Source organism: Nocardia sp. NPDC127606 (assembly GCF_042671725.1).
GTDB lineage: Bacteria > Actinomycetota > Actinomycetes > Mycobacteriales > Mycobacteriaceae > Nocardia.
On record NZ_JBHXWQ010000001.1, the window covers coordinates 1,843,827 to 1,869,260 of the forward strand.

Annotated in this window: 25 protein-coding genes; 16 read left to right on the forward strand and 9 right to left on the reverse strand. The window is 67.2% G+C overall.

The annotated features are described in order from the left end of the window. Window positions 1–15: 15 nt before the first annotated feature. Window positions 16–1,041 carry a MerR family transcriptional regulator gene (locus ACFVJ5_RS08615; RefSeq protein WP_379219242.1) on the reverse strand — a complete coding sequence of 342 codons (1,026 nt, stop codon included), beginning with the start codon at window positions 1,039–1,041 and terminating at the stop codon, window positions 16–18. Then, a complete protein-coding gene (locus ACFVJ5_RS08620) occupies window positions 1,035–1,694 on the reverse strand; it encodes a HEAT repeat domain-containing protein (protein ID WP_379219243.1) in 660 nt (219 codons plus the stop codon). The genes ACFVJ5_RS08615 and ACFVJ5_RS08620 overlap by 7 nt, the downstream gene beginning before the upstream one ends. 381 nt (window positions 1,695–2,075) lie before the next feature. Between ACFVJ5_RS08620 and ACFVJ5_RS08625 the strand changes: the two genes are divergently transcribed. The 6 genes from ACFVJ5_RS08625 (at window position 2,076) to ACFVJ5_RS08650 (ending at window position 8,233) form a co-directional block, all read left to right on the forward strand. After that, a complete protein-coding gene (locus ACFVJ5_RS08625) occupies window positions 2,076–3,458 on the forward strand; it encodes a glutamate decarboxylase (protein WP_379219244.1) in 1,383 nt (460 codons plus the stop codon). Window positions 3,459–3,678: 220 nt separating this feature from the next. After that, window positions 3,679–4,170 carry a beta-class carbonic anhydrase gene (locus ACFVJ5_RS08630; RefSeq protein WP_379219245.1) on the forward strand — a complete coding sequence of 164 codons (492 nt, stop codon included), beginning with the start codon at window positions 3,679–3,681 and terminating at the stop codon, window positions 4,168–4,170. 68 nt (window positions 4,171–4,238) lie between these two features. Next, window positions 4,239–5,015 (forward strand): SDR family NAD(P)-dependent oxidoreductase, encoded by a 777-nt coding sequence (locus ACFVJ5_RS08635; RefSeq protein WP_379219246.1) that lies wholly within the window; start codon window positions 4,239–4,241, stop codon window positions 5,013–5,015. 180 nt (window positions 5,016–5,195) lie between these two features. Then, window positions 5,196–5,702, forward strand: coding sequence for a pyridoxamine 5'-phosphate oxidase family protein (locus ACFVJ5_RS08640; RefSeq protein WP_379219247.1), 507 nt, complete (start codon window positions 5,196–5,198; stop codon window positions 5,700–5,702). A 113-nt stretch (window positions 5,703–5,815) separates the two neighbouring features. Continuing rightward, window positions 5,816–7,426: a GMC family oxidoreductase gene (locus ACFVJ5_RS08645; RefSeq protein WP_379219248.1), complete on the forward strand. Its 1,611-nt coding sequence runs from the start codon at window positions 5,816–5,818 to the stop codon at window positions 7,424–7,426. Between the two features lie 63 nt (window positions 7,427–7,489). Further along, complete coding sequence (locus ACFVJ5_RS08650; RefSeq protein ID WP_379219249.1) at window positions 7,490–8,233, forward strand: Crp/Fnr family transcriptional regulator; 744 nt, start codon at window positions 7,490–7,492, stop codon at window positions 8,231–8,233. A 152-nt stretch (window positions 8,234–8,385) separates the two neighbouring features. On the opposite strand, the gene ACFVJ5_RS08655 is transcribed toward ACFVJ5_RS08650, so the two are convergent. Next, window positions 8,386–8,760, reverse strand: a complete 375-nt coding sequence (locus tag ACFVJ5_RS08655; protein ID WP_379219250.1) for a hypothetical protein — start codon at window positions 8,758–8,760, stop codon at window positions 8,386–8,388. Here ACFVJ5_RS08655 and ACFVJ5_RS08660 point away from each other — a divergent pair. Next, window positions 8,753–9,079 (forward strand): hypothetical protein, encoded by a 327-nt coding sequence (locus tag ACFVJ5_RS08660; RefSeq protein WP_379219251.1) that lies wholly within the window; start codon window positions 8,753–8,755, stop codon window positions 9,077–9,079. The two genes, ACFVJ5_RS08655 and ACFVJ5_RS08660, sit on opposite strands and share 8 nt — an antisense overlap. A 507-nt stretch (window positions 9,080–9,586) precedes the next feature. Then, window positions 9,587–10,081 (forward strand): MarR family winged helix-turn-helix transcriptional regulator, encoded by a 495-nt coding sequence (locus tag ACFVJ5_RS08665; protein WP_379219252.1) that lies wholly within the window; start codon window positions 9,587–9,589, stop codon window positions 10,079–10,081. Window positions 10,082–10,494: 413 nt separating this feature from the next. Here ACFVJ5_RS08665 and ACFVJ5_RS08670 read toward each other — a convergent pair whose 3' ends face one another. Further along, entirely contained in the window at window positions 10,495–11,076 is a 582-nt protein-coding gene (locus ACFVJ5_RS08670; protein ID WP_379219253.1) for a hypothetical protein, read from the reverse strand. Between the two features lie 104 nt (window positions 11,077–11,180). Between ACFVJ5_RS08670 and ACFVJ5_RS08675 the strand changes: the two genes are divergently transcribed. Beyond that, on the forward strand, window positions 11,181–11,645 hold the full coding sequence (locus ACFVJ5_RS08675) for a polyketide cyclase (protein ID WP_379219254.1): 465 nt from the start codon (window positions 11,181–11,183) through the stop codon (window positions 11,643–11,645). Between the two features lie 28 nt (window positions 11,646–11,673). On the opposite strand, the gene ACFVJ5_RS08680 is transcribed toward ACFVJ5_RS08675, so the two are convergent. Then, window positions 11,674–12,504 (reverse strand): SAM-dependent methyltransferase, encoded by an 831-nt coding sequence (locus ACFVJ5_RS08680; RefSeq protein WP_379219255.1) that lies wholly within the window; start codon window positions 12,502–12,504, stop codon window positions 11,674–11,676. A gap of 183 nt (window positions 12,505–12,687) precedes the next feature. Here ACFVJ5_RS08680 and ACFVJ5_RS08685 point away from each other — a divergent pair, with 183 nt between their 5' ends. Genes ACFVJ5_RS08685 through ACFVJ5_RS08695 form a run of 3 tightly spaced genes read left to right on the forward strand, consistent with a single transcriptional unit; the run spans window position 12,688 to window position 16,849 of the window. Next, entirely contained in the window at window positions 12,688–14,106 is a 1,419-nt protein-coding gene (locus ACFVJ5_RS08685) for an MFS transporter (RefSeq protein ID WP_379219256.1), read from the forward strand. A 44-nt stretch (window positions 14,107–14,150) separates the two neighbouring features. Beyond that, window positions 14,151–15,656 (forward strand): serine/threonine-protein kinase, encoded by a 1,506-nt coding sequence (locus ACFVJ5_RS08690; RefSeq protein WP_379219257.1) that lies wholly within the window; start codon window positions 14,151–14,153, stop codon window positions 15,654–15,656. Beyond that, on the forward strand, window positions 15,632–16,849 hold the full coding sequence (locus ACFVJ5_RS08695) for a hypothetical protein (RefSeq protein WP_379219258.1): 1,218 nt from the start codon (window positions 15,632–15,634) through the stop codon (window positions 16,847–16,849). The genes ACFVJ5_RS08690 and ACFVJ5_RS08695 overlap by 25 nt, the downstream gene beginning before the upstream one ends. A 29-nt stretch (window positions 16,850–16,878) precedes the next feature. Here the strand turns inward: ACFVJ5_RS08695 and ACFVJ5_RS08700 are convergent, their stop codons facing one another. After that, window positions 16,879–17,370 (reverse strand): glutathione peroxidase, encoded by a 492-nt coding sequence (locus ACFVJ5_RS08700; protein WP_378631375.1) that lies wholly within the window; start codon window positions 17,368–17,370, stop codon window positions 16,879–16,881. Between the two features lie 180 nt (window positions 17,371–17,550). Between ACFVJ5_RS08700 and ACFVJ5_RS08705 the strand changes: the two genes are divergently transcribed. Beyond that, window positions 17,551–19,032 (forward strand): FAD-dependent oxidoreductase, encoded by a 1,482-nt coding sequence (locus ACFVJ5_RS08705; RefSeq protein ID WP_379219259.1) that lies wholly within the window; start codon window positions 17,551–17,553, stop codon window positions 19,030–19,032. Between the two features lie 145 nt (window positions 19,033–19,177). Beyond that, window positions 19,178–20,767, forward strand: coding sequence for a GMC family oxidoreductase (locus ACFVJ5_RS08710; protein ID WP_379219260.1), 1,590 nt, complete (start codon window positions 19,178–19,180; stop codon window positions 20,765–20,767). Between the two features lie 45 nt (window positions 20,768–20,812). On the opposite strand, the gene ACFVJ5_RS08715 is transcribed toward ACFVJ5_RS08710, so the two are convergent. Further along, on the reverse strand, window positions 20,813–21,157 hold the full coding sequence (locus ACFVJ5_RS08715) for a DoxX family protein (protein WP_378996034.1): 345 nt from the start codon (window positions 21,155–21,157) through the stop codon (window positions 20,813–20,815). Between the two features lie 117 nt (window positions 21,158–21,274). Between ACFVJ5_RS08715 and ACFVJ5_RS08720 the strand changes: the two genes are divergently transcribed. Further along, window positions 21,275–22,153, forward strand: coding sequence for a sigma-70 family RNA polymerase sigma factor (locus tag ACFVJ5_RS08720; protein WP_379219261.1), 879 nt, complete (start codon window positions 21,275–21,277; stop codon window positions 22,151–22,153). Between the two features lie 56 nt (window positions 22,154–22,209). On the opposite strand, the gene ACFVJ5_RS08725 is transcribed toward ACFVJ5_RS08720, so the two are convergent. After that, a complete protein-coding gene (locus ACFVJ5_RS08725; RefSeq protein WP_379219262.1) occupies window positions 22,210–22,686 on the reverse strand; it encodes an HAD-IIIC family phosphatase in 477 nt (158 codons plus the stop codon). Window positions 22,687–22,870: 184 nt separating this feature from the next. Between ACFVJ5_RS08725 and ACFVJ5_RS08730 the strand changes: the two genes are divergently transcribed. After that, the gene (locus ACFVJ5_RS08730; protein ID WP_378631369.1) at window positions 22,871–24,097 is read left to right on the forward strand and encodes a PucR family transcriptional regulator; all 1,227 of its coding nucleotides are present in this window, start codon (window positions 22,871–22,873) and stop codon (window positions 24,095–24,097) included. 68 nt (window positions 24,098–24,165) lie between these two features. Here ACFVJ5_RS08730 and ACFVJ5_RS08735 read toward each other — a convergent pair whose 3' ends face one another. Then, on the reverse strand, window positions 24,166–25,347 hold the full coding sequence (locus tag ACFVJ5_RS08735; protein WP_379219263.1) for an esterase/lipase family protein: 1,182 nt from the start codon (window positions 25,345–25,347) through the stop codon (window positions 24,166–24,168). Window positions 25,348–25,434: the final 87 nt, after the last annotated feature.

Here is a 25,434-nt window from a genome sequence, read left to right on the forward strand (position 1 = left end):
GCAGCTCATGACGAATCATCCCGAACCCTGGGTCGTCGCCCGGGAACCCACCAGTTCGGTGAAGGCGGTAGCGACGAGAGCGACGGAGCGATCGGTGTCCGCGCTCAGTGCCCGCAAAGTCGCCAGCGCGCGGGTGCCGGGCAGCTCCACCAGTGCCTGGACGAGCCGGATCCGGATGCCCGCGTCGTCTTCGTGTGCGGTCAGCGCGGCGATCAGCGCGCCGAGTATTCGATCCGCGGATTCCGGGTCCTGGGACAGCGCGCCCAGCACTTCGCCGGCGTCGACATCGTTGGTGCCCGCGATCACCATGGCCACCAGGATCGGCTCGGCCGCTCTGACCCCGCGGCTTCCGGCGGCCAGGGCCGCAGGGCCGCGGACAGTCGGGTCCGGGTCGTCGAGCGCGGCGGTGAGCAGTTCGGTCGCGGCGTCGCCCGGGATTTCGGCCACTGCCAGCACGGCCCGGCGCCGGACCTCCACGTCGGCGGCGTCCAGCCCGGGTGCGAGCCCGACCAGCCCGTCGTCGCCGGCCCGCGACAGCGCCCAGCGCAGGGCGCCTGCCATGTTGGGTTCGGTCTCGGTGAGCACGGCCGCGGCCAGCAGCTCGGTCGGTACCGGCGCGTTGTCGGCCGGGTTCAGTACTGCCTGCAGGCGGCGATGCGGGTCGGTCGAGCCGAGCGTGCGCACGAGTTCGACGATGCGCAGCACGTCGTGCCAGTCGCCGGGCTCGGCGTTCTCGACAGCGCGTAGACGTTCGAGTAGTTCGCGCTCGCGCACCAGCCGTTCCTCGGTGCGCTGGATCAGATCGCTCACCAGGGTCTGTGGTGTGAACGACCGGTCGGCCAGTACCCGGGCGATATCGCGTAGTGAAAGCCCCAGGGACCGCAGGCTTTCCACGTGAAAGATACTGCGGATGTCGGCGTCGGAGTACTGACGGTAGCCGCCGACGGTGCGCCCGGTGGGGCGGACCAGTCCGAGCGAGTCGTAGTGGCGCAGCATTCGGGTGCTGACTCCCGAACGCCGCGCCACCTCGCCGATCAGCACGGTGCGCCGTCGAGCGCCGCGACTCGTTTCGCCGCGTCGATGTCGAGGTCGAAGGCGGCGTCCGGGTCGCGCAGTAGCTGCTCGGTGGCCTGTGCGTGTGCTCGCACGTTCGAGTCGCTACTGCTGGTCGCGCGGTACAGCACCGTGGTGATTGCCTCGCCCAACGTGGCCAGTGCCCGGCTCAGGCTGCGCCGAACCTCGCGATCACCGCGCCCGAATTGGGTCGCGAGTTCGGTGGCCAGTGCCGCGCGCTCGGCATCGGGTACGAGAACTACCGCGGCGCGCCACGCGCTGCGGGCCACATCGTCGTCGGGGTCGCGCAGCAGTGCGGGAGTTATCGCCGGCCAGACTGTCGGGTCGCCGATCTTGGACAGTGTGTGCAGCGCTTGGCTGCGGGCTTGGGCGCTCCCGGATTCCAGCTCGGCGCGTAGCCGGGGCACGGTCAGCTCGGCGGGGAGCCTGGTCAGCGCCCAGGTGAGCATGTCGCGGACGAAGAAGTCCGGCTCCACGGCACAACGGTCGATCAGGGCTCCGAGCAGCGCCGGGCCGGGATGTGTGCCCGCGGCCAGCGCCGCCTGCAGCCGGGTCGACGCGTTCTCCGCGCTCAGTGCCGCAAGCAGCCGGTCTACCGATTGTCCTGGTGTCGAGTTCATGGGGAACCACCTCCTGCCTCCAGTGAAGACGTTGTCACTGTGTCAGGGTCAAGCCCTCGATCGTGTCATGATCGCGGCGAACCAGCGCAAGATTCACCCGTAACGGGGGATACGGGCCGATCGTCGACAGCTCTACCGTCGAAACCATGACCACCACCTCACATCCCGTCCGCCGGGGGCCTGGCCGTGGGCATCACCTTCCTGTCCCTGCCCTACTACCCGTGATGGTCGGTGATTGTCATCGTCATCGACCTCATCGTCATCTGGGCCATCTCCACCTGGACCCCTGATCGGGTCTGAGCTCTCTCGAATGCCTGTCCCGTCGCGCGTTCCGACTCAGGTCCGAGCCGCTGTTGCCAGCATCGAATCGAAGGGATCTCCATGTCGCGCAAGCGCACTCACGTTCCTCAGGTCTCCCCGGCATATACCGGGCGGCTGTCGATGGCCCCGGTACCCGCGTTGCGGATGCCCGCTGAATCGATGGATCCTGACGTCGCCTATCGATTCATCCACGACGAACTGATGCTCGACGGGAGCAGCAGGCTGAATCTGGCCACCTTCGTGTCGACGTGGATGGATCCACAGGCCGAGAAGCTGATGGCGGAGACGTTCGACAAGAACATGATCGACAAGGATGAATACCCCGCGACCGCGGCGATCGAGCAGCGGTGTGTGTGCATGGTCGCCGACCTGTTCCACGCTGAGGGTCTACGCGACGACGACCCGTCCAGCGCCACGGGGGTGTCGACGATCGGATCCAGCGAGGCGGTGATGCTGGCCGGGCTGGCCATGAAGTGGCTGTGGCGCGAGAAGGTCGGTGACGGGTGGAAGGGTCGCACACCGAACATGGTGATGGGTTCCAACGTGCAGGTGGTGTGGGAGAAGTTCTGCCGCTATTTCGACGTCCAGCCGCGGTATCTGCCGATGGAGAAGGGCCGCTACGTCATCACGCCCGAGCAGGTGCTGGACAACGTCGACGAGGACACCATCGGCGTCGTGGCGATCCTGGGCACGACGTTCACCGGTGAACTCGAACCGATCAGCGACATCTGCGCGGCGCTCGACAAGCTCGCTGCCGGCGGAGGACCGGACGTCCCCGTGCACGTCGACGCGGCCAGCGGCGGCTTCGTGGTGCCTTTCCTGCATCCCGACCTGATGTGGGACTTCCGGCTGCCGCGGGTGGTGTCGATCAACGTCAGTGGCCACAAATACGGGCTGACCTATCCCGGCATCGGGTTCGTGGTGTGGCGCGGCCCCGCGTACCTGCCCGACGACCTGATCTTCCGGGTCAACTATCTGGGCGGCGACATGCCCACCTTCACACTCAACTTCTCCCGGCCCGGCAATCAGGTCATCGGCCAGTACTACAACTTCCTCAGGCTCGGCCGCTTCGGCTACAGCCTGGTCATGCAGTCCCTCTCACAGACCGCGCGCTGGCTCGGCGACCAGCTGCGCGAGAGCGGACACTTCGAGGTGATCACCGACGGCTCGGCGATCCCGGTGATCAGCTTCCGGCTGTCGGGCGACCCCGACTACACCGAGTTCGACGTCTCGCACGCCCTGCGCTCCTACGGCTGGCAGGTGCCCGCGTACACCATGCCGGACAACGCCACCGATATCGCGGTGCTGCGCGTCGTGGTGCGGGAAGGTTTCTCGGCGGATATGGCCAGGGCGTTGAGCGAAGACATCACCGCCGCGCTCGGACACCTCGACGCGCTCAAGCCCAACGGATACTTCGACCGGCTCAAGCCCTTCGCGCACTAGCGCTGGGTCGTTGAGACCCGGATACCGAACGTCGAGCGCCTCGCCGAGGGATCCGAGTGCTCGCATCTCGGATACCGCGCAATGCGCGCTTCTACTCGTTCGCACCGCTGCGAACGACCTTTCTCCTCGATCTGCGCGAATCTCTGGCCGCTCCCCGGTACAGCACCAACCATGAACGCGGAGATTCGTTGTCGCCACCCATCGACCCGAGGACGCCGCCATGACAGTCACAGACGAATACCTCAGTAACAACACCGCCTACGCAGCGCAGTTCAGCGGCCCGCTGCCGCTGCCGCCCAGCAAGCACGTCGCCGTGGTGGCGTGCATGGACGCCCGCCTCGACGTCTACCGCATCCTGGGCCTACAGGACGGCGAAGCGCACGTCATCCGCAATGCGGGCGGCGTGGTGACCGACGACGAGATCCGCTCGCTGGCCATCAGCCAGCGGCTGCTCGGCACCACGGAGATCATCCTGATCCACCACACCGACTGCGGCATGCTCACCTTCACCGACGACGATTTCAAACGGGCCATCCAGGACGAGATCGGCATCAAGCCGACCTGGTCCGCCGAGGCCTTCGGCGATCTCGACGAGGACGTCCGCAACTCGCTGCGCCGCATCGAACGCAACTCCTTCATCACGCGCACCACCTCCCTGCGCGGATTCGTCTTCGACGTCGCGACCGGGAAACTGAACGAAGTGCTCGACTGATCATCGGTGTGACTGCCCGAGCGGCCGAGATCAGACGTGCTGCTCGGGCTCCCATAAAAGGCCTCAGATTGAGTGAACCCTCCCCCGCCGACCCGCGTCGCGTCGCGATCGTGACCGGCGCCGCCTCCGGTATCGGCCGTGCCACCGTCGAGTTGTTCGCCGAACGCGGGCACGACGTGGTCGCAGTGGACATCTCCGAGCACGGTCTGACCGGATTTCGCGACGGCGTCGTGACCCTGGCCGGCGACGTGTCCGCCGACGCGGTGAACCAGGCCGCGGTGGACGCCGCACTGAACCGCTTCGGCCGACTCGACACCATCGTTCTCAATGCCGGAACCGGCGGCACCCCGCCGTTCGAGTCCGCCGATGCGGTGCGCGCGGCCGACCGCATCCTCGACGTGAACCTGCTCGGCCCGATTCGCGGGCTGCGCGCGGCGATTCCGGCATTGCGCCGGTCGGGGGGCTCAGCGGTGTTGACCGCGTCGGTGGCCGGTCTGCGTGGCGATGCGGGGAACTGGGCGTACAACGCGTCCAAAGGCGCATTGATCAACCTGGTCCGCGCGGTCGCGATCGACTATGCGGCGCAAGGGATTCGGATCAACGCCATCGCACCCGGACTCACCCGCACCGGCATCACCGCCGGCGTGCACCAGGACCCCGCGCTGCTGGCCGAGATCGAACGCCGGATCCCGCTCGGACGGTTCGCGGAACCACGCGAACAGGCGGAGGCGATCTGGTTTCTCGCCTCGCCCGCAGCCGGCTATATCACCGGCACCACCCTCGTCGTCGACGGTGGTCTCGACGCTAACCTGGGCATTGTGCCCCTGCCCGGCCAGTCGTTCTGAACGGGCATCGCCCGCCGTTCGCTCCGAAGTTCCGTCGACTGCGATTCACCCTGTCGGACACGCTGTTCCAGTAGGCGACAACAACGCCCCGCTCCGCTGACCAGCGGAATAATCGCGTTCGGGATCGCCGAGCGCGGTTGCTCGATAGGGTCGGCGCAACGATCGATCTGGGAGGTGAACGTGGGAGTCAAACAGCGGGCCACGGTGCAGATGAGCGCGGACGAGATCGCGCAGTTCCTCGACCGCAGCAGGGTGCTCACCTTGGCCACCCTCGATGCCGAGGGGAAACCGCATCTGACAGCGATGTGGTTCGGCCACATCGACGGCAAGATCTACTTCGAGACCAAGGCGAAGTCGCAGAAGGCGGCCAACCTGCGCCGCAACCCGACCCTCACCTGTATGGCCGAGGCGGGCGACACCTACGACCAGCTGCGCGGCGTTTCGATCGAAGGAACAGCGCATCTGATCGAGGACCCCGCCGATGAGGAGTACTGGAACGCCGGAATCGACGTCTTCCGCCGCTACGTCGGTCCCTACACCGAGCAGGCTCGTCCGCTGGTCGAGTCCATGATGCACAAACGCATCGTCGTTCGGGTCGAGCCGACTCGGATCCGCTCGTGGGACCATCGCAAACTCGGTCTGCCCGCCATGCCACTCGGCGGCAGTACAGCTGACGTTCAACCCTGATCATCGGTCATCGGTCGGCCGACGTCGGACGACCACGCCTCGCCGAGGCCCCCGCGCGAGTGTGAGCGGCCTGCGGCGTCCTGGAAGAACGGTAATCGAACGGAGAAACGCCGATGGCCGATGCCAATTACGTCGTGGTCGGAGCCGGTAGCGCCGGGTGCGCGGTGGCTCGCCGACTAGCGGAAAGTGGCGCGTCCGTCGTGCTGATCGAGGCAGGGCGCGCAGACGACAAGGGCATCGCCAAGATGCTCTTCCAGATTCCCGGTGCTATCAACGTCATGCACTCCACGCCGCAGTTGAAGAAGCTGTTCGACTGGGGATCCAAGTCGACACCGCAGCGCAATGCGCTCAACCGCACCATCCCCATGACGCGTGGCCGGGTCCTGGGTGGTTCGAGTTCGGTCAACGGCATGCTCTTCGTCCGCGGCAACAAGAAGAACTTCGACGACTGGGCTGCCGAGGGCTGCCAGGGCTGGGATTACGCCGGTGTCCTTCCGTACTTCAAACGGCTGGAGGATTGGGAGGGCGGCGCCAGCGACCTTCGTGGCGCCGGCGGCCCGATCAAGGTCACCCGGAAGGGCGATCTCACCGAGGCGGCCCGCGCCTTCATGGGTGCGGCGACCGAGCGCTTGGGCGTGCCTGCCATCGACGACTACAACGCGGAAAGTCAGGAAGGCGTCGCGGTCTTTCAGCAGAGCGCCGCGAAGGGATTGCGGTACTCCGCGGCACAGGGCTACATCCATCGGGATCCGCTCCCGAACCTGCTGGTTCTCACCGATACGACGGTCATCAGGATCGTCATCAACGGCTCTCGGGCGACCGGCGTCGAGATCTCGGTCGAGGGCGGCAAGCAGATCGTGCGTGCCTCGCGCGAGGTGGTCCTCTCGGCGGGAGCGTTCGGGTCGCCGCAGATCCTCCAGCTGTCCGGAATCGGTCCCGCCGAACACCTCGCGCGACACGGTATCGCGGTGCACGCGGATCTGCCGGTCGGCGACAACCTGCATGACCACCTCTTCGTCCCGCTCTCGTACAAGATGACATCGGCGGTGCGTCGACCGACTCCGTCGTACTTCCTGCGTGGACTTCTCGCGGAGAAGCGACGGCCGGGCAGTTCGTGGGCGGCCGGATCGTCGTTCGAATCCGTCGCGTTCGTGCGGACGTCGTTCGCCCACGACATTCCCGATCTGCAATTGCTCAGCCTCTACTGGGTCTACCCTTCGCCCAATCAGGACTCCGACAAGCGGGTCGTACCGCCGACCAAGAAGCCGGGGCAGAGTATCTTCCCGACACTGATCTACCCGGAGAGCCGCGGCACGGTCAGGCTCGCCTCGGCGGATCCGACCGCGGCTCCCCTCATCGACCCGGGGTACCTGAGCGTGGCCAAAGATGCGGAAGTGCTACTCGAAGGCATCGCGATGGTGCGCGAGATCATGGCCGGAACCGGCGACAACGCGGGCGAGATCAATCCCGGGGCCGAGTTCTCCGACGACGCGTCGCTGCGCGCGGAGCTGCCGAACCGGATTCACACCGTGTACCACCCGGTGGGCTCGGTCCGGATGGGAGTCGACGAGCGGGCAGTCGTCGATCCGACGTTGCGGGTATCGGGCATCGACGGTCTGCGCGTCGCGGACGCGTCGATCATGCCGACCATCATCGGCGGGAACACCAATGCGCCCTCGATCATGATCGGCGAGAAGTGCGCGGACCTGATCCTTCGCCCCTGATGCCGAAGGGAGGACAATGGACGGTGGGGGTGACCAGTTCGCACGCACCACCAGGAGCACGCGATGCTACACAGCCACCGAACGTTCTCCCACCTGCTGCACGATATGAGCGAGCAGTCGTTCGACGACCACCAAGTGGGCCATGCGGCCTGGGTCGCGCGGTCGGTAGGCCGCGGCGCCACCGCTCCCCTGCACCCCGATGACCTCACCGCCCTCGCCGATCATCTCGAGTCCACATCCCTGCCCGCCGGGTCGGTGATGTTCTCGGCGGACCAACCGCCGGACGGGGTGTGGATCGTGGGGCAGGGGCAGGTCGAATTGTCTGTCGGGTCGGGCAGGCAGCGTGCGGTGGTGGGCGCGCTGGGCCCTGGCGATGTCGACGGCGATATCGCGCTGCTGCTGGGCGCGGAGCCGGCATACACCGCGCGCACGCTCACCGAGGCGCAGTGTCTGTTCCTGCCCCAGCGCAATTTCGACACACTGCTCACCACCCACCCCGAGATCGCTCGGCGCTGGATATCCAGTGTGGCGCAACGGGTTTCGACAGGTCAGGCCCGGCTGACCGATCTACTCGGCCGCCCGCTCCCGGTCCAGGTGGCCCAATTGCTTCTCGACGAAGCCGTCGACGGGTCGGTTCAGCCGGACCAGCGCACGCTCGCGGCCATGCTCGGCATGCGAATCGCGTCGTTCCACAAGGTCATCGAGGAATTCGAACGACACCACCTGATCACCATCGGCCCACGGAGCATCGACATCGAAGACGTCGACGGATTGCGGCAGCTCACAGCGAAAACACCCAGCCACTGAGCAGTCCGCGGGCGATGACCGGCCAAATAATTATCTGGCCTAAATAGAAACCTTTCTGAAGTTAACTATTCAGAGTAGATATCTAATTGCGGATAATGATATATTTGACACGCTTAGATTTGCGATTTCAACAACAGAAGGATGAGAGCGGGTTATATTTTCTGAACACCCATTTTTTGCGGTTGGACCTCCCGCCATACCGCTGCTCGACATTCTCTGGAGATCGCCATGATATCGACCTCTTCCCTGTTTCGCGCCGGCTTTATCGCCCCCGTGGCCGTCGCGACCGTCTTTTGTTTGGCCGCACCGGTAAACGCCGCCCCCGTCAGCGTGAACTGGAGCTGCCGGGGCACGGTCTTCGGCATCGGCCAGACCTCGAGCATGAACACCTCGGTCACCGGAACCGCGCCGGGCTCGGCGGCATCGGGTTCCGCGGTGGCCATCACCATCACACCGGGCGCCTCGTCGGTTCCCAGTTCGGCTTCGGGCTTCACCGTGAACAACATCAGCAACCTGAAGATGACCATTCCGACTCCGGCGAATTCGACATTGGTCTCGGCTACCGCCTCCGGGGGGACCGTGGCAGGCACCGTCGCCACGTCCGGCGGGAACGTCGTCCTGACAGTGCCGGGTCCGATCGCCGGCGGCACCAGCTTCACTCCGCCGGCGGTGACCATCAACGTCACCGCCGGTGCCGCCGGAACACCGATCACCAGCAAGTACGCGGGGACCAGCTACACCAGTCCCGGCATGACCATGACGACCAATGTCTCATTTGTCGGCAATGTCGCGACCTCGTGCTACCCGAACCCGTCCCCGACCCTGACCACCACCACTGTCGTCTGAGCCGACAGACGGGTGCCGCTGGATGATGACCGGTGTCCGCGCCGGCGGCCTGTCGTGAACGCCCCGGGCCGGGTTGCCTCAGCAACCCGGCCCGGTCCGACCGAGCCACACCGGACAGCCGCCGTCCCTGATAGTGGTTGCCCTGCTTACGGTTTGGTGCCGTGAAGTCACTTCGACCGAATTATCCGATGCGCAGTATCGCCTCGCCCGGTGTGTCGTACAGTGCATGTCCGGCACAGCCACGGCCGCTTCGACGACCGCAGCCGTGCCGCTTTCGCAATGTTCGTCAGCCGCGGTTCGGGCCGCCGGTCGATCGATTGACAGGAGCCCCCATGCCCGCTTCGAACGCCCGGCACCAATCCCTACTGTCGCGACCTGCGGCACCCATCTACGCCGCCGAGCTCCCCGACTCCCCCGAACGGATCCGGGCACTCAGCAACCGAGCAGGCCCTGATCGGTGACTTGTGCTGAGCGGTTCTGTGTTTCACGTGATCGATGGGAAAGCCCGTGTGCTCGACAACAAGCGAACCCGCCCGGATCTCGGTCGAGCTCAAAAGGGCGCTGGAGTTCTATCACGGAAGCGTCGAGGATCTGGTCCGCGAATTGATCAGAGTGCTGGGCGTGAACGAAACCGATCGGCGCGCACTGGAGATCGTCCTGCTCGAGGAGAAGTCCACGACGCCGGGCAGGCTGGCCGAACGGCTCGGCCTCACCGCCGCCGGCGTCACGATCATGCTCAACCGGCTGGAGAAGCAGGGCTACATCGCGCGGTCGCTGCACCCGACCGATCGCCGTCGCGTCGTTGTGATGGCCACCGAGCTTGCGGCCGATCGCGTACAAGAACTCGTCGTACCGATGATCGTCGAGAGCTACAAAATGTTGCTGAACTATTATGACGCCGCCGAACTCGAAATAATCGCCGATTTCTTGAACCGTGCGGGAGAACTGCAACGAATTCACCGGCAACGGCTGCGCGAGGTGGATACCTACTCGCGACCCTGAAAACAGGCACGCCGGTCGGCGCATTTCGAGGGAGAAAGCAGGAATTGAATGCGAACCGTCGACAACAGCGAAGACCCCGTGGCGGAGCCGGGCATCGATACCGAGCGGGGGCCCCGGAATTTGCGGCGGCACGGTCAGCCGACCGCGCCACGATCAACCGATCGGTTCCGACGGCAGATGTCGCGTGCCGGCGTGGCCGCCGCGCTGGCGACCACGGTGATCGGGGTAACGCTCGTGGTGCGGGCGGATTCGAGTCCGCCCGTGCGGGCGAACAGTGCGGAGACCATCGCGGGCCAACCCACCGTACAGACCTTCGAATCCAGCTCCGATCGAAGCCGATCCGGCGGGACGACCACGGGCACGATATCTGACACACCGAGCGAGATCGCTGTACCGGTCGACGTCTCGAGCGTCTACGCCGCTACCGATACAGAGGCGGCCCAGCCGGACGTCGATTCCACGACTGCCACCCCGACGGAGACGACGGAGACGATGACAGACACAACGACGGATACTTCGACGGCGAACTCGACGGTTGTGTCGGTGAGCGCGAGTTTCTCTGCCACGGCGAGTGTTTCGGTCCAGGACACATCCGGTGTGCCGAACCCGGGTGCTGTCGCGTCGACCTCGATTTCTACGGTGACCGTAGCCATGACTCCGACTGAAACGTCGACGATCACGGTGACAGCCGATCCGAGCACGGTGACGGTGTCCGCTGATCCGTCGACCATCACCGTCACCTCCGCCACCACAGTGCCGACCACCACCACCACAGTGCCGACCACCACCACGACAGTGCCCACCAGCACCACGACAACCACCATTCCGGCGCGGTCGACCACGACATCCACGTCACCGGCGGTATCCACGACACCGGCGGCGCCGACGACTACATCGGCACGGTCGACAACGACCACGTCGCCGACGACGACCAAGCCCCCGACCACGACGAAGTCGCCGCGTCCGACTCCCTCGATCGCCCACCCACCGGCCACATCACCACGGTGACGGCAGTGGAACAGGCAGTTCCGCCGCGCACGCGTAGCGGTTCGGTTCTGTGGCAGACCGCGTCGACGCCGAGTATGCGAGGGTGGACGACATGACGGTAGAACGGTTCGAAGTGCAGCGGCAGGTCTCCGCGTCGCCCTCGGAAATCTTCACCCTGCTGTGCTCCCCCGAAGGGCACGTGGCCATCGACAGTTCGGGCATGCTGCAATCGGCGGAGGGAAAACCCGTCTCCGGCGTCGGCGACGAGTTCGTCGTGCACATGGATCGCGAGTCTCTCAACGACCTCCCGATGGGCAAATACGACGTCACAGTGATCATCACCGAATTCGAGCAGGACAAGCACCTCGAGTGGACGATCTCGGGCACCATCAAACCGCCGATCGAGCACCTGTACGGCTATCGCCTCGAGCCCAGCGACACCGGCACACTGGTCACCTCGTACTACGACTGGAGCAGGATCGCGCCCCGCTACCGCGAAGCAGCCATCTTCCCGATCATTCCCGAGTCCGCCCTACGAGCCACCCTCGGCATCCTCGCCCGCACCATCCAGAAATAACCCCTCTTCTCCGACGCCAGCGGTGGGGCTAGGGTTTGCGGCCGACGCCGCCGACGATGCAGTGGCGGACGTCGGAGAGGGGGGTGAGGTGGGGGCCGTCGGACCACCAGTCGTCGCAGCGGACGAGGCCGGGTTCGACCATGTCGAGAGTGCCGAACATGGCTTGGATTTCGTCGCGGGTACGGAAGCGGCCGCTGCCCATCGGGCTGTGGATGAACTTCTCTTCCATTTTCCGGGCCAGCTCGCTGTATTCGGCGGTTTCCGGGTCGTGGAAGTGGGCGATCGCGACGAACGAGCCCGACGGCAGGGCGTCGATGTAGGTCTGCATCAGGGCGGGGCCGTCGTCGCCCAGATAGTGGTGCAGGGTGCCGATGTGGAACAGGGCCAGCGGGCGGGTGAAGTCGAGTGCGCGGCGGACCGTCTCGTTGCCGAGCACTTCCAGGGGACGGAAGATGTCGGCCTCGGCGATGCGGGTCCGGCTGTTGCTGGCCAGTAATGCCTGCGCGTGCACGAGAACCGACGGGTCGTTGTCGACATAGACGACCTTGGACTGGGGGTTCACCCGCTGGACCACCTGGTGGGTGTTCTCCGCGGTGGGCAGACCCGATCCGAGGTCGAGAAACTGGTCGATGCCCGCCCTGGCCAGAAACCGGCAGGCGCGGATCAGGAAATCACGGTTGGCCCAGGCCAGGTCGTTGACCTGCGGGGCGACGGTGCGGACCTGGGCCAGCACTTCGCGATCCACCTCGTAGTTGTCCTTGCCGTTGAGTGCGGCGTCGTAGACACGCGCGATACTCGCACGGGTGGTGTCCACCCCGACCGGAACAGCGCTGGGGTAGGCGGCAGAAGAATGCGACATCGAGAGCGCCTTTCGAGCATCGGAGCCAACTGGACGATTCAAGCCTAGGGCATCGGTTACGTTGGCAGACAAGCTGTTCCGACTCGATCGGGGGTAGGCCGCGAGCCGGGTATCCGGAGTACCCGTATCGGTGGGCTCCTATTCCTCTTGTGCGTCCGGTCCCAGGATCTGAGCATGATCCAGATGCTCAAACCAGTCCCGGCGCCCGATTCGGTGGCGGGCAGGCGTTCGATCGCCGTGCTCGTCGTCATTCTCACCGGCCAGTTCATGACGGTGCTCGACGGCTCCATCGTCAACGTCGCCATTCCGTCCATTCGGTCGAACCTCGATACCGGTGGGGCCGCTCTGCAATTGATCGTCGCCGGGTATGTGATCGCGTACGCGGTGTTGCTGATCGGTGGCGCGCGCCTGGGTGATCGATTCACGCAGCGACGCACCTTCATCGCGGGGCTGGCGGGGTTCACCCTGGCTTCACTCGCGTGTGGGCTGGCGTGGAACGAGGTGTCGCTCATCGTGTTCCGGTTCGGTCAGGGCGTCGGGGCGGCCGCGATGGCGCCACAGGTGATGACGCTGATCCAGCGCACGTTCGCCGGGGCGGCGCGAGCCGGAGCCCTGAGCGTTTACGCGGCGATCGTCTCCGGTGGCCTGCTGGCGGGCCAGATTCTCGGCGGTGTGATCGTCGACACCGATCTGGGCGGCACCGGTTGGCGTGGGGTGTTCCTGGTGAATGTGCCGATCGGCATCGCACTGCTGGTGCTGGCGCCGCGTGTCCTGCCGGTCACCCTCGCCCGCACCGATCGAACGGTCGACGGGCTGGGTTTGGTGACGCTCACGGCCACCGTGCTGTTGCTGGTCGTGCCGCTGGTACTCGGCCGGGAGCTCGGGTTTCCGCGGTGGTCGTGGCTGTGTCTCGGGGCAGGCTTGCTGGGGGCGGCCGTGTTCGTTCTCGTCGAGCGGGCGGTCGCCGGGCGCGGTCGCGATCCCCTGTTCGCGCCGCAGGCGCTCGGCGCACCCGGTCTGCTCGCGACTGCCGCGACCCTGCTCATGGTGATGGGGACCTTCGGCGGGTGGTTGTTCGTGAGCGCCATCCACCTGCAGAGCGACCTCGGCTACAGCGCGCTGCGGGCGGGCGTGCAGTTCTTGCCGATGGGGGCCGCGTTCGCCGTGACCGGACTGTCCTGGCACCGCGTTTCGGCCACGCTGCACGCCAGGATGATTCCGTTCGGGCTGGTGCTGAGCGCGGCCGCACTGGGCTGGCTCGCGTGGCTGCTGGGTGACGGCGCGGGCGTCGGCATCGCGGCATCGATCGCGTTCGGGGTGTTCGGCCTCGGTAACGGCCTGGCGTTCAGCCCGTTGATGACATGGGCATTGGCCGCGGTACCGGTGACACTCGCCGCCGACGCCAGCGGCATTCTCGTCACCAGCGTGCAACTGGGGACCGTGGTCGGGATCGCGGGCATCGGGTCGGTGTTCTTCGAACTGGTGGGAACGACGGCGTCGTCGGCGGCCGACGCGGTGGCGGTCGTGCATCTGATCTGCGCGGCGACCACGCTCGTCGCCGCCGCCTCGGCCACGCTCGCCGTGCGCAGGATCCGCCGCTGAGCGTGCCGATCGCGGGGTCATCGGTCCTGAGCTAGCGTGGCACCATGCACGAGCTCAGGGCCGGTGACATTTTCGCCGGCTATCGGATCGAGCGGGTGCTCGGGGCGGGCGGGATGGGCAGTGTGTACGCCGCCCGGCACCCGCGGTTGCCGCGTCTGGTCGCGGTGAAACTGCTGCACTCCTCGTATTCGGCGGATCCGGTGTTCCGTGGGCGATTCGAGCGCGAGGCCGATCTCGCCGGGCGCCTCGATCATCCGAATATCGTGGCGATACACGACCGCGGCAGCGAGGACGGGCGGCTGTGGATCGCGATGCAGTACGTCGCGGGCAGCGACGCGGAAACGGCGCTACGGACAGGGGCTTTGGCGCCTCGGCGGGCGTTGCACATCGCACGGTCGACAGCGGATGCGCTCGATGGCGCGCACGCGGCCGGGCTCCTGCATCGCGATGTCAAACCTGCCAATATTCTGCTGAGCGAGAGCGCGGGCGGCAGCGGAGAGCGGGTGCTGCTCACCGATTTCGGCATCGCGAAGGCGGTCGACGAGAGCACCGCGCTGACCGAGACCGGGACGTTGATGGCGACGCTGCGATATGCGGCGCCCGAACAGCTCGACGGGCGCACCGCCGTCGCGCGGTCGGACCAGTATTCGTTGGCGTGCACGCTGTTTCACCTGCTCGCGGGGCGCCCGCCGTTTACCGCGACCAATGCGGGGGCGTTGATCGGTGCGCATCTGATGCACCCGGTGCCGCGGATCAGCGAGATCGTGCCGGGCATGCCCGCCGCGATGGACGCGGTGTTCGCGCGGGCCCTCGCCAAGGATCCCGATCACCGCTTCGCCACGTGCGCGGAGATGGTCGCGGCGGCGTCCACGGCCCTGACCACCGGAACCGCTCCGGCTCGTCCGATGACCGGCGTCGCGGGCGACCGAGCGTTCGGTGTCGACCATCGAGCTGACTTCCACACCGCCACCGCCGCGGGGGCGCGTCGAGGGAAGGCGGCGCGGTGGGTGGCGGGCGCACTCGGGGTGATCGCCCTGATCGCGATCGCGACGACGGCCCTGATGAGCCGAGATTCCGTGGGGACCGGCGCCGTTCCGACCAGCACGACCGTCACACCGACCACCACCGTCGACCAGTGGGCGGCGGCGCGGCCGACGATCGCGATGTTCCCCGACCTGCTGCCCGCGAGTCCGGACAGCGAAGGGTATCGGGGATCGCGGTGCAGTTTCGCGACGAAGAGCCCGGAGGCGGTGTGGGACACGGGGTTCGACTGCACCGACCGCGAGGGCCTGCAGCTACAGGTGATGGCGCACAAGGATCCCGAGACCGTCGGACGGTTCGTCGCCACGCTGCCCGCCGGGGCGACCCAACAGTTGCGGTCGCGGTACGGCAGACCGCTGACCGCGCACAGTTTCAACGGCTCCACCGGACCATGGCTGCTGGTGCGATTCGACGCCGCGCCGTATTCGACTGTGCTGCTCCAGGTGTACTGGAAGGGCCACACCCATCAGGAGATGATCGACCAATGGTTGAGCACCGCACCTCTGTGACCGCGCGACTGGCTCTGGGCTCGCTCGCCGTTCTGCTCGTCGGCTGCGGCACCGTCGAGGGGGCCGCGACACCGGGTGAGATCGATGTCCGATCCCTCGACGTGGGGAGTTATACGACGGCGCCCGCCGATATCGAGGCGGGCCGAAAGTCCACGGACGGGCCGATTCTGGAAGGTCTGCGGATGGCGGGCGCGGTGGTGTCGCCGCACGAGCTCGATCCGGCGCTGACCCACAGCTGGGGCACCGATGTCCTGGACACCCCACGGCGGGCCGCGGACACCTCGGCGATCTCGAATGTGAATCTTCCCGTGCTGGAACGGCATCGGATGATCGTGGCCTTCGACGTCGCCGAGGGCAGCCAGGCCTTCGACAAGGCGAAACCGGCGATCGAGACCGACGCGTGGATCACCAGGGTGGTGCTGTTGCGGTTTCCCGACGCGAAGACAGCCGAGGAGGCGGCGCGGGAACTCGAGGCGACCGATTTCCGGGTGAGTCCGGACAATCAGCCGGTACCGATCCCCGGTTACGCTGCCGCACACGCGCATTGGCGGCCCGGGATCAAGACGATCGGGGCCACCTTCGCCCACGGCGAGATCGTGGTGAGCATGTTCCTCCAGCATCCCTCGCCCGACATCGACGCGCTGGCGAAACGCGTCGCGGCGGTCCTCGACGCCCAGATACCCCTGCTCGACAAGTTCACCCCGACCGCGCCCGACCGGATCGCCGAGCTGCCCCGCGATCCCGACGATCTGTTGCGCCGCACCCTGATTCCCGGTCCGGCCAATCAGCAGATCGCCATCTCCTCGCGCGAGTTCGCGGCGTGGACGGGCCGTGCGGGCCTGCACTACCGACCCACCGAACCCGCCGAGCTCGGCGCGGCCTGGGATCGCGGTGACGTGGACAGCGTGGCGAATTCCTACAGCACCACGCTGTTCCGGTTCCGTGACGACGCCGCGGCCCTCGCGTTCGGCACCACGTGGCAGAACACACTCAGCGCGGCCGCGCACCCGGTCGCCGCGCCCGAGGGCCTGCCGCAGGCGCGGTGCGCCGAGCGCCGCGCGGGGAGTGCCCCCGCGCTGACTCGCTGCTATGTGAGTTACCGGCGCTACGGCGCGTTCGTCAGCGGCGCCGAACCCGCCGGAGTTCGCCGCCAGGCAGCGGCGCAGTACGCGCTGCTGGCGAACGCTCAGTAGTTCAGCTGGGTCAGTTCAGCTGGTCCAGCTCAGAGCTGGGCTTCGATCGCCTGCACGACTTCGGCGGCGTCGGGGGTGGTGCGCGGGCGGAACCGGCCCGCGACCGTGCCGTCGCGACCGACGAGGAACTTCTCGAAGTTCCACTGCACGTCGCCCGCAGCGCCCTCGGCGTCGGCCGTCTCGACCAGCGCGGCGTAGAGCGGGTGCCGGTCGTCGCCGTTGACATCGGCCTTGGCCAGCAGCGGGAAATCGACGCCGTAGGTGACCGAGCAGAACTCCTGGATCTCCTCGGCGCTGCCCGGCTCCTGGCCCATGAACTGGTTGCTCGGGAAGCCGATCACGGTGAAACCGCGCTCGCCGTAGGTCTTCTGCAGTTCCACCAGGGCGCCGTACTGCGGGGTCAGACCGCACTTGGAGGCCACGTTGACCAGCAGCACCGCCCGCTCGCCCGCCAGCTCACCCAGTGTGGTGTCCTCGCCCGCCAGGGTCTGCACCGCAATGTCTCGAATGTTCGCGCTCATCACATCACCACCAGATCTCGTCTATGTCGGTTCGATCGCCACCGTACCGGAGCCCGATCGGTGCGCAAGTGTCCCGCTCGGCGAGAGAATCTGTAACACGTTCTTGTTTTGTGGCGCGGTTCACGGCACCATTCCAAGGATGGGCGGTGACGCCCGCACCCTGAGCCCCGGAGGAAGCCCGTGAGCGACCAGCCACATCGGATCGATACCGTCCGCCCACTGCGCGCGAGCGAGGTGACGCAGTGGGATTTCGAAGCCGATGTGGTGGTGGCCGGCTTCGGCATCGCGGGCGTATGCGCGTCGATCGAAGCCGCGCGCGCGGGCGCGAAGGTGCTCATCCTGGAACGGACCGGCGGCTGGGGCGGCGCGGCGGCGCTGGCGGGCGGGTTCGTCTACCTCGGTGGCGGCACACCGCTGCAGAAGGCACTCGGATTCGACGACACCCCGGAGAACATGGCGGCGTTCCTCACCGCCGCGCTCGGACCCGGGGTCGACGAGGCGAAGATCAACGATTACTGCGCGGGCAGCGTCGAGCACTACAACTGGCTCGTCGACTGCGGCGTGCCGTTCAAGGAGTCGTTCTGGGGCGAGCCCGGCTGGGAGCCCCCGCACGACGAGGGCCTGATGTACTCCGGTGGCGAGAACGCCGCACCGTTCCTCGACATCGCCGAACCCGCGCCGCGCGGCCACGTTCCGGAGCTGGCGGGCAAGAAGATCGGTGAGCGCAGCGGTGGCTACATGCTGATGAAGCCACTGGCCGACACCGTCGCCGAGCTCGGCATCGACGTCGAATACGACACCCGCATCCGTCGGCTCGTCGTCGACGACGAGGACCGGGTGGTGGGCGTGTTGGCCACCACCTACGGCAAGCCCGTCACCGTGCGGGCCGCGCGCGGCGTCGTCCTGGCGACCGGCAGCTTCGCCTACGACACCGAGATGATCGAGCGCTACACCCCGCGCCTGAGCGGCAGGCCGGGCGCGGCCATCGAGGAACACGACGGCATCGGCATCCGGCTGGCTCAAGCGCTCGGCGCCGAGCTCGCGCACATGGACGCCAGCGAGGTGGCCATCTTCGGCGATCCGCAGATGATGGCGCGCGGCATCCTCGTCAACGGACGCGGTCAGCGCTACGTCACCGAGGACACCTATCCCGGCCGCATCGGTCAGGCGACGCTGTTGCAGAACGACAACCAGGCGTTCCTGATCATCGACGAGACCTCGCTCGAGGAGGCGCTCGCGACCGAGAGCGCCACCCCGTTCTTCCGCTTCCAGCCCAAGTGGGTCGCCGAGACGGTCGCCGAGCTCGAGGCCGAGATGGGCCTGCCCGCACAGACATTGCAGACCACCATCGCCACCTACAACCAGCACGCCGAGCACGGCACCGACCCGCTGCTGGGCAAGAAACCCGAGTGGGTGCGCCCGATCACGGGTTCGCTCGCCTGCTTCGACCTGCGCGGGTTCACCGCCGGATTCACTCTCGGCGGGCTGCGCACCGACTTGGATTCGCGGGTGCTGCACGTGAGCGGTGAGCCGATCGAGGGCCTGTTCGCGGCGGGTCGCTGCACGTCCGGGCTGTGCGCGTACGGCTACGTCAGCGGGGCCTCGCTCGGCGACGGCAGCTTCTACGGCCGTCGCGCGGGCAAAGCGGCGGCAGCGGGCTGAACCGCGGACGACCCACCGCGGTGGTTCTGTCAGTACTCTGCTTGCAGCGTCACGCCCGACGACGAGTCCGGCTGGGCTCACGGTCTTTTCACGCCCGGGAGCAGGCGCGCCGAACGACAGACGAAGTGCAGATCGGAGTTGGACAGTGCAAGCAGGTGGGACGTCCGCGGATTACGTGATCGTCGGCTCCGGATCCGCGGGGGCGGTGCTCGCGAATCGGCTCAGTGCCGACCCGAGCACCACGGTCGTGCTGTTGGAGGCAGGTCCCGACGACGACGACAAGTTCGCCCATATCCCGGCCGCGTTCTCGAAACTGTTTCGCAGCGAGCGTGACTGGGACTATCTGACCGAGCCGCAGGCCGAGCTCGGCGACCGCCGGATCTACTGGCCGCGCGGCAAGACCTTCGGCGGCTCGTCGTCGATGAACGCGATGATGTGGGTGCGCGGTTTCCGCGCCGACTACGAGGAATGGGGGCTGCTGGCGGGCGAGAAGTGGAACTTTGCCGCCGCGGTGGAACAGTTCCGCAAGATCGAGAACGTCCAGGACGCGCAGTTCCCCGACGAAGGTTCCAAGGGGCCCCAGCACGTGCAGCGCCAGCGCAGCCCGCGCGCGTCGACGCACGCGTTCCTCGAGGCTGCGCGCCAGGCGGGCCACCAGCTCGAATCGGCGAACCGGCCCGCGCCCGAGGGCTTCACCCAGACCATGGTGACCCAGCGCGACGGCAGGCGCTGGAGCACCGCCGACGGGTACCTGCGTCCGGCGATGAAGCGGGCGAACCTGACCGTGCTGGCCGAGTCGCTGGCCACCCGCGTGCTGTTCGAGGGCACCAAGGCTGTGGGCGTCGAGTACCGCAACGGCGGGCAGACCCTCACGGTGACCGCCGATCGCGAGGTCATCCTGTGTGGTGGCGCGGTGAACAGCCCTCAGCTGCTGCAGCTTTCGGGCATCGGCGATCAGGACGAGCTGAAAGAACACGGCATCGACCTGATCGCGCACTCCCCCGAGGTCGGCGCGAACCTGCAGGACCACCTCATCTCGGCGCTGGGCTACAGCGTGGACTCGGATTCGCTGTTCACCGCGGAGAAGCCCCTCGAACTGATCAACTACCTGGTCCGCCACCGCGGGATGCTCACCTCCAATGTCGGTGAGGCGTACGGTTTCGTGCGCAGTGAGCCCACCCTCGAGCACCCCGACCTGGAGCTGATCTACGCTCCGGCGCCGTTCTACCACGAGGGTCTGGTCGAGGCCGCCGAACACGGTGTGGTGCTCGGCGCGATCCTGCTCCGCCCCCGCAGTCGCGGCAAGATCAGCCTGGCCTCGGCCGATCCGACGGCCAAGCCGGTGATCGATCCGCGGTATCTGTCCGATCCCGAGGGCGCCGACCGGGCCGCGTTGACCGCCGGACTTCGGGTGTGTGCCGGGCTCGCCGCGCAGCCCGCGCTCAAGAGCGCGCTCGGCGCGCTGATCTACCCACCGGAGGCACCCGAGGATCTCGAGGCGGCCATCGCGCTGACCATCGAGCAGTTCTCGCACACCCTCTACCACCCGATCGGCACCTGCCGGATGGGCACCGACGCCGCCAGTGTCGTCGCCCCGGACCTCAAGGTCCGCGGCGTCGAGGGGCTGCGTGTCGCCGACGCCTCGGTGATGCCGTTGATCATCCGCGGCCACACCAACGCCCCCGCCATCTTCATCGGCGAACAGGCCGCGGACTTCATCCTCGCGCAGGCCTGACAGAGGTGATGGTGGCGCGCGGGCAATGGCGCGCCACCATCTGCCTCATGCTCCCGCGAGGCCCAGCGAAGCGGCCGCGAGCAGCAGGTACGGCAGCGGATAGCCCAGGTCCGCGTACTGACGCGCGCGCAGCACGGTGAATTCGGCGGCGACGAAATACAGCACGAGCCCGGCCGCGGCAGCCACCGCCAGCGGCCGATAGGCCAGACCGGCGAGCAGACCGAGTCCACCCGCCGCCTTGATCAGGGCCAGCGGCGTGAGCGTCCACGGCGCGATGCCGTAGTGGCGCATGTTCTCGCGTACCCAGTCGGCGCGAACGACGTCGATCAGCGCCGCCGCCAAGGCGGCGACGGCCGCGAGCACGGTGACGACGAGATAGGTGGTGTGCATCGGATCAGATCCTCCGGTTTCGGTGATCGGCGCCTCTGTCATCGTGGAGACAGCCGCCGTGATGGGACAGCGAGTGCCGTCCTCGGATAGACGACCGGCGCGAGCGAAAGGTGACCGATGCGCACTGATCGGACCGAAGTGTCGGCGCGCGCGTTCGAGCAACGGCGCGATCGCCTGTGTGGCGTCGCCTTCCGGATGCTCGGTTCCGCAGCCGAGGCCGAGGACGCGGTCCAGGAGGCGTGGTTGCGGTTGGCCGGGACCGACACCGAGATCGCCGAGCTCGACGGCTGGCTCACCACCGTGGTCTCGCGGATCTGCCTCGATATGCTGCGTGCCCGTGCCCGTCGCGCCGAGCTCGCATCCCCCGAGACTTCCGTCGCGGTGGCGACCGGCGCGGGTGTGGATCCCGAAGCCGAAGCACTGCGGGCGGATGCCGTCGGGCGGGCACTGCTGGTCGTTCTCGACACGCTGGGCCCCGAGGAACGCGTCGCCTTCGTGCTGCACGATCTGTTCGCGGTGCCGTTCGCCGAGATCGCGCCGATGCTCGGGCGCACGCCGGCCACCACCAAGAAGCTGGCCAGCCGGGCGCGACTGCGTGTGCACGCGCCCGCACGAGTCGAGCCGACGGAGCTGCTCGCGCATCAGGTCGCGGTGACAGCTTTTGTGCAGGCTGCTCGCGAGGGCGATCTCGGCGGTCTGCTCGCGGTGCTCGCCCCCGACGTGGTGCGCACCGCCGACCCCGCGGCGCTCTCGCCCGGAATGGCCCTGGTCGTGCGCGGCGCCCGTGCCGTGGCCGAGGGCGCACTCGCGCTGCGGCGGCGCTCGCGCGAGGCGGTACTGGTGCTCGTCGACGGCACGCCCGGTCTGGTGGTGCCCGGAGCCCACGGCCCGGATTTCGTGGTGACGTTCCTCGTGCGAGGTGGGCGCATCGCGGCTTACGACGTGGTGGCCGCGCCGGATCGGTTGACCGCGCTCACCCTGTCGCTGCTGCCCTGATCAGGACCACGTTTTCGGCACTCGATGCAAAAATGCGGTCGATGCGTTGACCTCGGTCAGAAGGCGGGAACGCGGGCGAATCCCAACGGTGGAGTCGGCACGGGGCCCGAACGCAGTGCGTGGCGGAAGTCCGGGAGCAACGGCAGCATGTCGACATTGCGGGCGGCGTAGCAGCGCACCATCGGCAGTGCTCGCGAGACCTCCGCGCGCTCGACCGGCTCGGCGTCCACGAACGCGAGCGAGTCCAGACCGAGGCCGAGGGTGCCTGCGATGCGGACGATCGAGGCGGACTTGCGGCCCCAGCCCACCTCGACCGCCGAGAACATCTCGTACAGACCGTGGCGGTACAGCGTGTGCATGGTTCTGGCTCGGTCACCACGTGCGGCGACAGCATGGAGCACACCGCGCTCGCTCAGTTTCGACAGCGTGCGCAGTGCCGGTAGGCGCGGCGTGGTGCCGGTCTCGTCGTGGACGACACCCTCCCACAGGGTCTCGTCCAGTTCCCAGACCAGACAACGGACGGCAGGTCGCATGGCGCTGAACTCTACAACCACTGATAGCGAAGAACCAGACTTGTGATCCGTCACTACAGCGGCGGCCAGGGGTGGGCCCCCTACCCAGAACCTGACAATCCATTCCGGTTTCGTTTGTAGTTCGTTAGGGTGGGGTTCGCTGGACAGCGGGGGGGTACAGCCGAAACTGGCGAAGGGAACACAGATGTCCGTCCACAATCCACCCCGACCGTCGCTGACCGTCTCGGGCAAACCGATGTCGTTGCCACTCAAGGACGTTCGCGCACTCTCGCGGCAGATGGTCGGCCATTTCGTCGCTACCGTCGCACCCTGTGGCACGCTGCCCGGTGACGCCATCTCCGGCGATGTCACCACGATCACCCGGATCTGCCTGGAATTCGCGGTCGGCATGCTCGACGGTCGTGATGTCCCGAGCCAGCTGCAGCGCCTGCAGGACGCGGCCAGCGCGTGGGCCCGGGAGGGCGTACCGATCGACACGATCCACCACTCGATCGCCGAGGGCTTCAAAATCGGCCTCGACCTCGTGGTATCGAGCGCGTCGGGCAAGGATTTCGACAGTCTTGTCGGCGGCGTCAAGGTCGTGATGGAACTGCTCGACACCATCACCGCCCAGATCTCGCTGGCCTATGTGCGCGAGCTGCGCGGTGTGGTCAGCGAGCACCACACCGCCGTCCACACCCTCACCTCGGCCCTGCTCGGCGGGCACAGCACCTCGACGATGGCTCGCGAATGCGGCATCACCATCGCCGAGACCTACGCGGTCTTCGCCCTGGCTATCCCCCAGCACCGGGAGGAAGCCAACCCGGCACTGGATTCGAAAGTCGTCGCCCGCCGCAAGCTGCGCCGGGTGCAAGCCGAACTGGCCAAGCGCTGCGGCGACTCGGCACTGTCGCTGCTCAGCGTCGACGGCGGGACGGTGCTGATCCCCGCCAACGCCTTCGACCGTGAGGGTCTGACCGCGCTGGTCGCCCAGCTCTCCCAGGCCGCCCAGGTCGGCATCACCGCCGCGATGGTCGAAACGAGCACCACCGGGGTCCCCGACGCCGCCGACCAAGCCCACGAACTGCTGGACATGGTGCAGCGGCTCGAGGTGACCTCGGGTCTGTACCGCTTCGACGAGCTCGCCCTGGAATACCAGCTGACCCGTCCCGGCCCCGGCCGCGAATTCCTCGGCTCGCTGCTGGATCCGCTGGATCAGTACCCCGAACTGCTCGAGACCCTGCAGCGTCACATCGCCAACAACCTCAACCGCCAGCGCACCGCTCGCGTGCTGCACGTGCACACCAATACGGTCGACTACCGGCTCAAGCGGATCGGCCAGCTCACCGGCTTCGATCCCACTCAGCCCTCGGGGCTGTGGTACCTGCGTTCCGCGCTCGTCGCGCGCAGTTACCGCTCCGTTCCGGCCTGATCCCCCACACGACGAAGGCGCTGCCCACCATGGTGGACAGCGCCTTCGTCGTTCTCAGTGCGAGCGGGTCAGAGCGAGCCGCCGCCACCGACCAGCCACGGGTTGAACGCGCAGGTCAGCTGCGGGTTCTGCACCGGGTCGAGCGCGCGAAGCGCGATCGAGAGGGCACGCGGTGAGTACATCATCGTCAGGTGATCGGAGATGTCCTGCTCGCAGCCGTCCTGCAGGGTGATGTTGTGGACCGTGGCCCCCGGGCCCGCCTTCATGAAGGTCAGTTCGTAGGGGTTGGTCACCTCGTCGTAGCGGGTGCCGACGATGGTGTAGTCGACACCGGCGACGGTGTCACCGCCGGCATTGAGGTTGTTGACGAAATCCGAGCCGATGGTCTGCTGGATACCGGCGTGCCCGACGAAGATCTCGATCGGACCCAGGATGTCGATGCCCAGGTTGTTGATCATGCGGCCCAGGGCGCCGATGCCGTCGAGGCTGGTGCCGTGGTGGGTGGCGCCGAAGGTGATCAGCTTGTTCACCTTGGCCGCGCCGCCCTCGAACTTCGTGTAGTAGTTCGCCATCGACCCACCCTGGGAGTGCGCGATGATGTCGACCTCGTCGGTACCGGTCGCCGCCAGCACTCGATCGACGAACGCCGCGGTTTGCTTGGCCGAATCCTCGATGTAGCCGGTGCCCATCACGCCGGGCAGGAACGAACCGAGGCCGCCGCCCTCCATGATGTTGGAGCGACCGTAGTTGAACGTGAAGGTGCAGTAGCCGGCGTCCTTGATCGGCTGACCCATGTAGGCGTAACCGTTGTAGGCGTTCATCCAGGTGCCGTGCAACAGCACCACCGGGCGAGGATGCTCGGCGGTCGGCTTGCAGTTCCAGTCGTTCGTCCCGGGCGCGGCAGCATCGGGGTTGCCGAGACCGTAGGCGAACGCGGCGAGGAACGCCGTCGACTCCGGTCCGTACGCACCGGGATCGGAGGAATAGCCGCCCGAGGAACCCGAGCTGGAACCCGAACCGCCGTAGCAGTCACCGGATCCGTTACCGGACCCGGCGCCACTGCCGGAGGTGCACGCCGACCCGGAGCCGGCGACCTGCCGACCTTCGGAGATGATGCCGGCAAGATCCTGCTCGGTCGGCGCCGAGGCGGGAGCCGCGCTCGCCCCCGGCCCGGTGAACACCATGGAGAGGGCGCCGACTCCGGCGAATACCGCCGTGTGCAGCGTGCGCCTGCGACTGGGAGATTTCATGTGTTGACTTGTCTTCCTGTGCGATTCGAATATTCGTCGCCCTTTTCTTCCGGGAGAACGAATGGCTTGTCGAAACCGCCCAAAACA

Bases quoted from the DNA above. Each gene is read 5' to 3' on its own strand.
- ACFVJ5_RS08660 (WP_379219251.1), top strand. From the start codon at position 8,753: ATGACCATTCCGACTCCGGCGAATTCGACATTGGTCTCGGCTACCGCC.
- ACFVJ5_RS08685 (WP_379219256.1), top strand. From the start codon at position 12,688: ATGCTCAAACCAGTCCCGGCGCCCGATTCGGTGGCGGGCAGGCGTTCG.
- ACFVJ5_RS08645 (WP_379219248.1), top strand. From the start codon at position 5,816: ATGGCCGATGCCAATTACGTCGTGGTCGGAGCCGGTAGCGCCGGGTGC.
- ACFVJ5_RS08620 (WP_379219243.1), bottom strand. From the start codon at position 1,694: ATGAACTCGACACCAGGACAATCGGTAGACCGGCTGCTTGCGGCACTG.
- ACFVJ5_RS08680 (WP_379219255.1), bottom strand. From the start codon at position 12,504: ATGTCGCATTCTTCTGCCGCCTACCCCAGCGCTGTTCCGGTCGGGGTG.
- ACFVJ5_RS08630 (WP_379219245.1), top strand. From the start codon at position 3,679: ATGACAGTCACAGACGAATACCTCAGTAACAACACCGCCTACGCAGCG.
- ACFVJ5_RS08700 (WP_378631375.1), bottom strand. From the start codon at position 17,370: ATGAGCGCGAACATTCGAGACATTGCGGTGCAGACCCTGGCGGGCGAG.
- ACFVJ5_RS08720 (WP_379219261.1), top strand. From the start codon at position 21,275: ATGCGCACTGATCGGACCGAAGTGTCGGCGCGCGCGTTCGAGCAACGG.
- ACFVJ5_RS08625 (WP_379219244.1), top strand. From the start codon at position 2,076: ATGTCGCGCAAGCGCACTCACGTTCCTCAGGTCTCCCCGGCATATACC.
- ACFVJ5_RS08655 (WP_379219250.1), bottom strand. From the start codon at position 8,760: ATGGTCATCTTCAGGTTGCTGATGTTGTTCACGGTGAAGCCCGAAGCC.
- ACFVJ5_RS08650 (WP_379219249.1), top strand. From the start codon at position 7,490: ATGCTACACAGCCACCGAACGTTCTCCCACCTGCTGCACGATATGAGC.
- ACFVJ5_RS08735 (WP_379219263.1), bottom strand. From the start codon at position 25,347: ATGAAATCTCCCAGTCGCAGGCGCACGCTGCACACGGCGGTATTCGCC.
- ACFVJ5_RS08690 (WP_379219257.1), top strand. From the start codon at position 14,151: ATGCACGAGCTCAGGGCCGGTGACATTTTCGCCGGCTATCGGATCGAG.
- ACFVJ5_RS08715 (WP_378996034.1), bottom strand. From the start codon at position 21,157: ATGCACACCACCTATCTCGTCGTCACCGTGCTCGCGGCCGTCGCCGCC.
- ACFVJ5_RS08725 (WP_379219262.1), bottom strand. From the start codon at position 22,686: ATGCGACCTGCCGTCCGTTGTCTGGTCTGGGAACTGGACGAGACCCTG.
- ACFVJ5_RS08695 (WP_379219258.1), top strand. From the start codon at position 15,632: ATGGTTGAGCACCGCACCTCTGTGACCGCGCGACTGGCTCTGGGCTCG.
- ACFVJ5_RS08730 (WP_378631369.1), top strand. From the start codon at position 22,871: ATGTCCGTCCACAATCCACCCCGACCGTCGCTGACCGTCTCGGGCAAA.
- ACFVJ5_RS08675 (WP_379219254.1), top strand. From the start codon at position 11,181: ATGACGGTAGAACGGTTCGAAGTGCAGCGGCAGGTCTCCGCGTCGCCC.